General features: G+C 66.6%; 6 protein-coding genes. 3 read left to right on the top strand and 3 right to left on the bottom strand.

The features are described from left to right. Positions 1-1,283: 1,283 nt before the first annotated feature. Positions 1,284-3,824, top strand: coding sequence for a Helicase associated domain protein (locus tag ACFYO5_RS36500; protein ID WP_388717678.1), 2,541 nt, complete (start codon positions 1,284-1,286; stop codon positions 3,822-3,824). A gap of 963 nt (positions 3,825-4,787) precedes the next feature. Then, complete coding sequence (locus ACFYO5_RS36495) at positions 4,788-4,970, top strand: hypothetical protein (protein WP_388717675.1); 183 nt, start codon at positions 4,788-4,790, stop codon at positions 4,968-4,970. A gap of 55 nt (positions 4,971-5,025) precedes the next feature. Here the strand turns inward: ACFYO5_RS36495 and ACFYO5_RS36490 are convergent, their stop codons facing one another. The 3 genes from ACFYO5_RS36490 to ACFYO5_RS36480 all read right to left on the bottom strand — a co-directional run bounded on the left by ACFYO5_RS36490 (position 5,026) and on the right by ACFYO5_RS36480 (position 8,311). Next, entirely contained in the window at positions 5,026-5,955 is a 930-nt protein-coding gene (locus ACFYO5_RS36490; protein WP_388717673.1) for a hypothetical protein, read from the bottom strand. A gap of 234 nt (positions 5,956-6,189) precedes the next feature. Beyond that, entirely contained in the window at positions 6,190-7,335 is a 1,146-nt protein-coding gene (locus ACFYO5_RS36485) for a hypothetical protein (protein ID WP_388717671.1), read from the bottom strand. Positions 7,336-7,474: 139 nt separating this feature from the next. Next, complete coding sequence (locus tag ACFYO5_RS36480; RefSeq protein ID WP_388717668.1) at positions 7,475-8,311, bottom strand: hypothetical protein; 837 nt, start codon at positions 8,309-8,311, stop codon at positions 7,475-7,477. 197 nt (positions 8,312-8,508) lie between these two features. Between ACFYO5_RS36480 and ACFYO5_RS36475 the strand changes: the two genes are divergently transcribed. Next, a complete protein-coding gene (locus tag ACFYO5_RS36475; RefSeq protein WP_388717665.1) occupies positions 8,509-10,338 on the top strand; it encodes an SIR2 family protein in 1,830 nt (609 codons plus the stop codon). Positions 10,339-10,482: the final 144 nt, after the last annotated feature.

Raw genomic sequence — 10,482 nt, 5'->3', positions numbered from 1 at the left:
CCCGCGGAGCGGGTACCACATCGCTGCGCGATGTGCAAGCGAACCCCCGCGCTGCGCGCGGGGGTTGCGCTCCCGCTCCGCGGGAGCGCCTGCTGATCGCTGCGCGATCAGCCCACCGGCCCGGCTGCGCCGGGCCGGTGACGCTCCGTCCGCTGCGCTCCCGGAGCTGCGGGTCCTTCGGACCCGCGAGGTGGCCTCCGCTGCGCTCCAGCCACCAGGGGCGCGGTGCGCCCCACAGGGCCGGCCCCGCTGCGCGGGCCGGCCAACGGGCCTGCGGCCCGGGCAACAAGGAGGAGGTAGGGAGTCGGGGGTTCGCTTTACTCAGGCTTCAGGCCCTGCCGCCTTCTTCCCCTGCACACCACCCATTGTCCGACTGCGTTCCCTATGGCCAGCATCCCGGCGAAGGCGAGCGCTTCAGGCCACGTCTCGTCCATCAGAGTGCGCCACACCATCGCGCCCACCCCATAGACGACAAGCCACACAGCCACGACGGCCATCCACCGCACCCACCGCCGAGACCACCACCCTGCCAACCAGTCCCGCATGCCCAGCCAGCTCCCTCCAGGACAACCGTCAACGAGCACCGCACTGTGGCCCAAGTGGTTACACGGGGGGCTCCTCGTTCCTTGTCCGGACCGCGTCCTGATGGCGCCTCAGTCGGGTGAAACTCTGGACCGTAAGGGTCAGCCAAATGAGCGAGCAGGCTCCCGGGAACCACATTCTGAATCCCGCAGGTCCGTACTCGCCCCGCCACACCGTCAGTGCACACCAGACCAGCATGAGAACAGTCACCCCGAACTGCACCCACCGCGTCCTCCGTAAGGTTTCGGCCTGACTCTGGGGTAACGGATACGAACGATCTCCCATGCCCGTCGCCTACCCCCAGGCGGCGAACACATCCAACCGTCAGCTCATGCACCAGAGTTGAGGTGTCGCACCGCCTCTTCCCTCCAGTGGGGCGCAGGGTTCTCAAAGCGCCGAGGAAGAGTGTCAAGGTGCCTCGGTGGCTTGCGGTAAGAACAGACAGTCTGAAGGCTTTCAGTCACGCGAGAGGGACTGTTGGCGTCCCTGCTGCTTCATTTTTAGTGCGCGGATAGACTCTGGACTCATGGCACGCCGATCTGGAGCGCTCGGGGAGGTTATTGAGATCTAGCATGCGGCCTTGACGGTGCTCGGTGAGGCACAGCACGGAGCCGATCGCGTCAGTTCAACCCTAGCTCTTACGGCTCGTCTACGTGCAGGTTTACCGCTTTCCGCCGCCCCCAGTCGACCGGACGGCATCCATGAGAAGGAAGACGGACATGTCGGTCACTATCCGCGTTGATCAGCGTGAGGCAGCCCAGCGAGAAGCCATTGACGCGGTACTCCGTGCCCTCGAACTGCCTGCAAGATCGCTAGTGCCGGATCGGGGTCTGCGGACACAGGTGATCATGGCGACCGGGTCCGGGAAGACCCGGGTGGCGGTCCGTAGTGCGGAGGAGCTCCACGCGGGTCGTGTGCTGGTGCTCGTGCCCTCGCTGGACCTGCTCGCCCAAACCGAGATCGCGTGGCGCGAGGGAGGCCGCAGAGGCCCGATGATCGGGGTCTCGTCCCTGCGGGGTGAGGAGGTGTCCTTCCCCAACACCACGGACGTGGACGAGCTGGTGGAGTGGACGCGCGGCCTGGACAAGGTCACCGTGTACGCCACGTACGCCAGCCTCGGTCTGGGCACGCTGGAGCGGGCGCACGCCGCGGGTTTGCCGGCTTGGGACCTGATCATCGTGGACGAGGCCCACCGGGTTTCCGGCCGGATCGGGAAGCCGTGGGCGGTCGTCCACGACAACCAGAAGATCCCGTCCCTGCGTCGCCTGTACATGACGGCCACGCCCCGGCTGTGGCAGCTCGGGGACGAAGACGAGGCCGGCGCACCCGGCGAACTGGTCGCGAGCATGGAAGACGACCCCAACGGGCCGTTCGGCAGCAGGGCGTTCACTTTGACGCTCTCCGAGGCCATCGACCGGGGAATCTGTGCCCCCTACCAGGTCGTATGCGTGGACGTCACCGACACCGCCCTCCAGGCCGCACAGCTCCTCGGCGCCGAAGGCCGGTCGGCCGAAGTCCGCGGGGCGCGGCTCGCGGCTCTGCAGACCGCTCTGGTGAAGGCGTCCGCTGAGGAGGGGTTCCGCCGCACGCTGGTCTTCCACCACATGGTGAAGGAGGCCGAGGCGTTCGCGGCCGGCCTTCCCGACGTCGCCGCGCAGCTGCACGCATCCGACCCCGAGCTGTACCCGGACACGATCTGGGCGGACTGGCTGTGCGGGGACCACAAGCCGCTCCACCGGCGCCGCGTCCTGGACGAGTTCGCCGCCGGGATCGCCACGGACGGCACCGTCGTGGAGAAATGCTTCCTGTGCTCGGTGAAGGTCTTGGGCGAAGGGGTCGACACCAAAAAATGTGACTCCGTGTACTTCGCGGATGTACGCGGCTCCATGCCCGACCTCGTCCAGGCCGTCGGCCGCGCACTGCGCATGCAGCCCGGTGAAGGCAAAACGGCGTCGCTGGTCGTACCCGTCCTGCTCGGCCCCGGAGAGACAGCCGACAACATGCTCACCAGCCGGGCCTACGGCGGCCTGGCGAAACTGCTCGAGGCACTCCGCGCACACGACGCCCGCATCGTCGAGCAGCTCGCCGAGCGACAAGCACCAAGCCGTGTCAGAGGCGTTCAGAGCCGCAGCGGGGTAGAAGGTGAGGAAGCCGAGAGCGACCGAAGCGACCGACTCTCGGCGCCAGCCCGGCAACTGCTGAAGTTCTCCACACCGCGCGACCCCGCGCAGCTGGCGGCGTTCATCAACCTCCGTGTCCTCAACCCCGACCACCAGCACTGGCGACGCGGCGTGGAGGCCGCCGTCATCTACAACCGGCTGCACGGCGACCTGAAGGTGCCCTTCACGTACCGCGTGCCTGCTGTCGACGACCAGGAGGCGGAAGCCGAGGGGTGGCCGGCCTCGCTCGCCGGGTTCCCCCTGGGGCAGTGGACCGCTGACGCCAGGAGGTTCTATGCCCGCGGGGACATGGACGAGGATCGCGTCGCGCAGCTGGAGAAGTTGGGCATGATCTGGAGCCACTTCGATGTCGCGTGGGAGGAGGGCCTGTCCGCCGCGCGCGGGTGGGCGGCCGAACACGGCCACCTCCTGGCCCCGCTGGACGCCACCTACCAGGGCGCGAAGGTGGGCATCTTTCTGAAGAACGCGCGGGCCGCCGCCCGGAAGGCGCAGGAGATCGAGCAGCGGCGTGCGGAGGGGCTGCCGGTTCAGTCGTCGGCCGGGGCGCTGTCGGACGAGCGGCGCGAGCAGCTGGAGGAGATCGACGCGTCCTGGTGCCCGGCCTGGCCGGTGACGTGGCAGCGGTGCTTCCACCTGGTACGGATACACCTGGACGCCGGTGAGGCGCTGCCCACCGAGGCAGGCGAAGTCCTGCGCCAGGGCGAGGATCTCGGGCGGTGGGTGCAGTCGGTGCGGTACGGGTGGGACCAGCTCACGACCGTGCAGCAGTGGATGTGCGAACAGGTCCTCGGAATCGAGCCCGCCAACGAGAACGAGAAGCCACCGCCGCGCCGTACGCAGGCCGACAAGTGGGCCATGAACTACCAGGCCGCCAAGCAGTACTACGAACGCGAAGGACACCTCCAGGTCCCCAGGAAGTGGGTCGAACGGATCACCGGCGAGGACCAGGAGGAACGGGAGCACAAGCTGGGCGCCTGGATCGGGAACCAGCGGAGCAGGGCCGCGACGCTGACGCCGGAGCGGATCGAGCAGCTGTCCGCGATCGGGATGCGATGGGCATAACAGCGATAGCTCAGTGGAAGCGATGTCGGGCCTGTCAGTGCCGCCCAGGCTCAGAAGGGAGGTTCATCGCTGTACCCGCCGTTGGCTCCCCCTGAACCCCACCCCCCGGTTGTGGCGGGCGGCGGTGACGGCTGCGGAGCCGGCGCCCATCCCCCGGTCGGGGCGGACGGCGGTGACGCCTGCGGAGCCGGCGCTAGCTGAGGGTGGCCCGCCTCGTCATCAGGTTCAACGCCGTCAACGGCGTCGTTCCACAGATCGCGTAGGTACTCGCGAAGCGTGCGGGTGTCGCTTTCCTCGTCGTAGTCGTTGGAGTCGGAGAACCTTCTCCACGCCGGGTCCTGGTCCGCCATGCGGCAGAGAACCTCGTGTACCGCTTTGACCTTAGACCAGCTGCTGGTGGTCTCGCCTTTGAGCAGCCTCCGGACCGTCTCACGGCTCACAGTCACGGGGGCGGAATGGGATTGAGCAACAGCTGCCGCGATGCTGGCTGGCGAGGGACGCCCTGCCGCGCGGAAGTAGGTGTGCAGCTCGCCCACGAAGATCCTTCTGGACCCATGCGGAAGCTCATCCAAGCTCGGCATTCGCAACACCTGGGGCACGTCCAACTCCAGCTCATCAAAGCCCATTTGAACTCAAAGAGCCTACCTTAGCCCCGGCATGACACCCATTGAAAACAGCAAAGGGCAAGCGTCACCCCATAAGGACACGAAAATGCCCTGGAAGACGCGTCTCCTGCCTGGTTCACCCCGCGAAAACTCAGAAGAACTTTCTTGACCAAAGCACTGTTTTCGCTGGTCAGAGCGCCATTCAGGGTGCTTTTGTTGCTGTCAGTCACCCCACGGGACGCGTTGGTGTCTCAACAGGTGGACAAACGGCACTGCCGTCGCCGGAAACGGCGACGGCCCCCTGGTGGGCAGGGAGCCGTCTGCAGAAGACCGAACATCCCTGATGAAGGAGAAGCTCATGTCCAAGCCCGAGCGTACGACCAACAGCCCGGACCCGGAACCCCTCCCATCGACGACCCGGTGGGCCAAGCGTGCCCGGCGGCTCCGCAACGAGGCCGGCCTGCATCTGATCCGAGGGGCCGCAACCGCGGTCGGCGGCGCCGTCGTCGCGTACGGCGGCCTCTGGGTCCAGTCACGCTGACAGCGGACAGCGGGGACCGGGCAGGGTGATCCTTTCCGGCCCCGCTGTCGTCGGGTCAGCCGAAGTCGAGCGTCTCCTGCGCGAAGTCTGCCTGGGCCGGGGTGGGCAAGGGCGGCGGTGCGCCGTCCTTGCGGGCGGCCTTCCAGCGCTCGGCCAGCTCGTCCTTCCACCCCTTGGGCGGAGGCCACGAGACTCCCCAGGCGGCGAGCTGGTCACGCTTCCAGCCACCGGCGGGCGTGCGGGCGGCTTCAACTTCTTCAGGTGAGGGCAGTTGCGTCATGAAGGGTGAACGCTCCAGAAGTTGTCCCGCGACGGGGTGTTGGAAAACCGACAGGTCGGTTGTCTGGCTCAGAGGGAGCCACCCCTCGGGCATTTGGGAGTTCGCGAGCGAGGGAGCTTCAGCACCGACGGGGGCGTAATACATCTCAGCGGGCTCTTCCCAGACAGTCGACTTCAAGGCGACCTGCTCGCCAAAGACCTCCTGTCGTAGTTCCAGCAGACCAGCCTCATTCAGGGCTCGAATGTAGTTCAGGAGCTCGATCGTGCCGACCATGGCCCAGGCCACCAACGGCACGGCAGCGCGAAACCGGTCACGCAACCCGAAGGCATCACCTTCCTGGCGTCGCTCTGGATCGTGATGCACGACGTCCCCATATATCCACGCCATGGCCAGCCCGTGAGCATCAAGATCGCGGTCCTCGCCCGTGGCTGTATTGGAAACCATGATCCGGTATCCGGATTCTTCAAGTGTGGAAGGGTTTACCCGGGTCCGCCATTCAGTGCGCGCAGCCCGTATCCACTGCGCATCTCGTGGCGCTGCTCGGCAGATGTAGCCCAGGGCTCCCAGAGCCTTCATGTGGAAGCAGTCTTCCTGTTCCAGCAGGATCGGCCTGAGTCGCGCGGCCGCAGACTCAACCACTTCCTCGGCTGGAAGCTCATAGCGGATCCGGGCTTCGCCGTTGTGGAAGCGGACACTGATCTTCATACGCGTCAACTCCACGAGAGCATCCCAATCGGAAGCGAGCGAGTGCTCCTCTACTCGGCGGGCCCTCACCACGTAAGCCTCCAGCCAACGCTGGTGCTTCTCGTCAAGCGTCTCTCTCTGACCGCGTCCCACACTTCCCCCTCGTGTCAAAAAAATCCCCTCCAGCATGACGCGGCCTTCCCATACACATCCATCCAATTCGCCAGGATGAGCTGCGTACAGGAAGGGGCAAGCTCATCGAACGCCTCTCGGGCCTGACAGGTACTGCTGGACCTGGAGGCGCGCTATCTGCACTGGGTTTCCGCCGTCTTCGCCTTGGAAGATCCAGGTACGGGAGAGGAAATAGTCGGGACGGCGGACGGTGGTGAGCAACCTGCCATCTGGTTGAAGGCGGTGCTGGGTAAAGCCCTCCAGGGCTCCGTCTGAGAGGGGCGTGCGGGTCCACGGATTGTGCAGTACGTGGAAGCCCTCGCTGAAGGTCTCGTGGTCCTGCGGCCCGTATTCGCCGATCACGTAGCCGAAGGGCACGGGTACGGATGCGTTCGGGTCAGGGTCGAATTCGAGGCCAGCGCGGGCTATGGCCACGTCTTTCGGCCCGTAGCCGCGTTCGGTTCCCATGCGGGCGAACTTCGACACGGTGGCGCTGTTGGTGAAGATTACTGCGGCCAGGTGTTCGGCTTCGGGCTGGGCGAACAAGCCGCTGGGGATGGTCTTGTGCTTGTGCCGGTGTTCTGTGACGACTTGGGAGTTCAGCACGAGCGAGCCGTGGGCGTCGCGGCTGGGGATGTCCCGGATCCCGTAGAGGTAGGTCGACAGGGTGCTGGTGGTGTGGATCAGGGCGCTGGGGCTATGGAAGGACTGCACGGCGATCACGAAGGGGGTGCCCTTGACGTGCGGCTTCTCCCAGTAGGCGTGGCCCTGTGCGTCGCGGTGTTCGAGCTTGCGGCGCAGGGCTTTGCCAATCTGCATGGTGAACTCCGCTTGGGCTTCCTCCATGTCGTCGGGGATGAGCCGACGTACTGCTGCGGTGATGTCTTCGTCGTCGTCTTTTTCGCCCTGGGGCGGGTTGGTGGTCGTCGCTTCGATGGCCACGGGGGTGTCGCCGGTCGTCAGGAAGTCCGGGGCGGGGCTGGTGCGGTCCAGTTCCTTGCCCTGCTCGCGCAGGGCGGCGAAGAGGGCAAGCTCGAAGACGCGAGCGGAGAAGCCCGCGGTCTGGAACTCGCGGACGAAGCTGTGGTCGACGTCGGGAAAGTCGGCGAACGTCTCGTCCATGAGGCGGCGTGCGGCGGTGTAGGCGTGGGCTTCGCTGAAGTCGCGAAACTCGCGGCTGACCTTCTCCGGCGTCATCTTCCGGGCAAGGTCGAACAGGCTTCGGGTCATGATCGGCCTCCAACGCGCCGGTCGGGCAGGGGTGGGAGTAGCGAACGCCGCCGGAATCGGCCGACTGGCAGCGCCGTTGGAGTGGCGGTGTGGGGCCTGACAAGCGGAGTCTGGCTGGAGCCTCGTGCGTCCTGAGGCACTACGGCAGGTCTTCTAGCCGGGCGAGCAGACCTGCGGCGGCAGTGACGGCCGCGATCGCGTCGGCGCGGGTCCAGGTGAAGTTCTCGGTTGTGCCCGCGTCGTCGTGCGGGGCGCCGCTGAAGAGGTTGAAGGCGCTCTGGATGAACACCGCCCAGCGCTCGCCCTGGTCCCGTTCCGCCGGCTTCTTCTTCGACGCCTCCATGTTGACCTTGTGGGTGTCGCAGGCCTCGCGTACGGGATCGAGGGCCGCTCGGGCGAGGGCGACGGCGTGCTCGTACCGTCCGTCGCGGATCGCGTTCTTCGCCTCCCGGATCCGTCGTGCACCAGTGGCCCGGGCCTCCACGGTCGTGATCGGGATGAGGACGTCGACGAATGCACCGGCATCGAGCTGGGTGAGGGCGTTGCTCCACGTCGCGTGCGGAATGCGGATGATCTCCTGGTCCTGGGCGACCGGCCAGTGCTTCGCTTCGGCCAGGCCGGTCAGGGCGAGGTGGGCGCGCAGGGACATGTCGGCGCCGGCGCGCAGCTTTTCCAGGCCGCGCAGCTGCCGGTCCGTCACGGTTGTCTCGAGCGTGAGGTCTCTCGTGTACGGCTTCAGCCCGACGGGTCCCTTCGGGGCGTGCAGGGGGCCGATGTAGCTGGCGGGGTTGGGCATGTCGTGTACCCAGAGGTCGCCGGAGACGAGGAAGGGCGTGTCCACGGTGTAGTTGCCGCGGCCGGTCACATCGAAGGTCAGGACGAGGCGGTGCACGTCCCAGCCCGGGGTGAAAGTCACGGTCTGCTGCGCCTGGACGCCGACGCTGTAGTCGTTCATGCCGAATTGGAAGTCAGCCATCGTTCCTCGCCTCGTTGAGCCCTTTGCCCGATGTTCGCAGGTCAACTGGCCCCAGTGTCAGCCATTTTCCCCGTCGACCGCATGAGAGCGAGGGACTACCTCTCTTTTATCGTCACCACGACGATAAAGGCGGTAGAGTTTTCCACGACGGGCGTCACAACGCGTTCCGAGCGTCGTCCGTGAAAGGAGCAGCTCCCGTGGAAACCGACGGCACAGCACCAGAAACCCCCGCGCAAGCGCCTCTCGTGGTAGCGCCCGGCCGCATCCTGGACGCCAAGACTGCGCTCGCCCTGAACGTCCATGCCAGCCCCGGGGTGTACGCGCTCCTACTCGGGTCCGGGATCTCCCTGACATCCGGCGTGAAGACCGGATGGGGCATCGTCGAAGACCTCGTCGGCCGCGTCGCCGCCATGCAGGACCCCAACAACGCTGATGCCGCCGCGAAGGCGGTCGCCGACCCGGTCGGCTGGTGGGCGCAGCACTACGACGGCGTCCTCGGGTACTCGGGGCTGCTGGGTGCTGTGGCACCTACGGCAGCCGCCCGCCAGCAGCAGCTCGCCCGGTACTTCCAGCCCCAGGAAGACGATGAGCCCGGCGCCAAGGGTCCTACCCCCGCCCACCACGCGATCGCCCAGCTGGTGAAGCGGGGAAGTGTCCGCGTCATCCTGACCACCAACTTCGACCGGCTCACCGAACGAGCTCTGGAAGAGGCGGGTATCTCGCCCCAGGTCATCAGCCGACCGAGCCAGATCGCGGAGATGATGCCGCTCCCCCACGCCCCGGTGACAGTGATCAAGCTCCACGGCGACTACGCCGCCCTGGACCAGCTCAACACGGTGGACGAGTTGGAGACCTACGAGCCGGAACAACAGGACTTGCTCAAACGAGTCCTGGACGAGTACGGGCTGATCATCTGCGGCTGGTCCGCGGACTGGGACACGGCGCTCGTCCGTGCCCTGGAAGGTGTACGTCCCCGCCGGTATCCGATGTTCTGGTCGTCCTTCGGCACGCTCGGAGAAGCGGCGAAGCACCTGACCACCCAGCACAACGCCGTCGTCATCAAGGGCATGGCGGCGGACGACCTCTTCACCGACCTCCAGCGGCGCATCGAGGCCCTGGACCTGATGGCGGCACCGCCCGTCACCCGCGACATTGCCGTCACCCGCCTCAAGCGGGCCCTGCCCGACCCAGTGCGCAGGATCGAGGTCTCTGACCTCGTCCACCAGACCGTCACCGACATCCTCGACAGAACAGCAGCAGCCGCGCGTCCCCTGAGCGGGCCCGTCTTCGAGGAGAGCGTGCGCGGCTACCGGGCCGACTGCGACGTCCTGCTCCACCTCCTGGCCCATGGAGTCTTCAACGACGACGGCACCCATGACGCCCTGTGGCTACGCGCCCTCGAACGGCTCACCCGCATCCGCAGCACGCTCCCGGGATCTTTCAATGACGTGCTGGAGGCGCTGCGGCACTACCCGGCGCTCTTGGCCACCTGGACCATGGGCGTCACCGCCGTCATCAGCCGTCGCGAAGAGTTCCTGGCGACCATCATGGCCCAGCCCACCTGGAGCACCCTGTCGGGCAGGACCCGTACGCAACCGCCGGCCGTCTACCTCAACCCCACGCGCGTCCTGGCAACCGACCTCAAATCCGTCATGCCCCCGCCGGAGGGGAAGCACTGGCTTTTCCCTCAGAGCAGGTTCCTGCGGCAGGAAACACGTGAACCACTGCAAGTCCTCGAACCCCACGACACGGCGTACCAGACCGCCTGCACGCGCTTCGAGTTCCTCGCCTCCATGATCGCCGTGGACGACGACACACAGCAGATGCGCTTCCCGTGGGTCGGCGAGTTCATGGACGACGTGCACTGGGAGTACGACACCAGCATGGCCAACACGATCAAGGCAGAACTGACACCCAACTGGCCGCTGCTCCAAGCGGGCGCGTTCGGTGGTGACATGGAACGTGCCCAAACGGCGTACGAGCGCCTCGTCGAATGGCGGGCGAAGAACCCCCAGCTCCGCTGGTAAAAAGCTTAGAGAGAGCACCACATCCCCCTTCAGAACCCGGTCGCGCGGCGTGACGGAGGTCAGGCCGCGCGGCTGTGCGGCCATGCCGCTCGGACCTTCTGCTGACGGTGTGGGGTACGTCAGCAGGCGGCCGATGCCTCGCGG

This window comes from Streptomyces sp. NPDC006259 (genome assembly GCF_042870975.1).
In the GTDB taxonomy this organism is placed as follows: domain Bacteria; phylum Actinomycetota; class Actinomycetes; order Streptomycetales; family Streptomycetaceae; genus Streptomyces.
The sequence above is the reverse complement of the archived record's forward strand: the minus strand, read 5'-3'. Positions and strand labels throughout refer to the sequence as shown.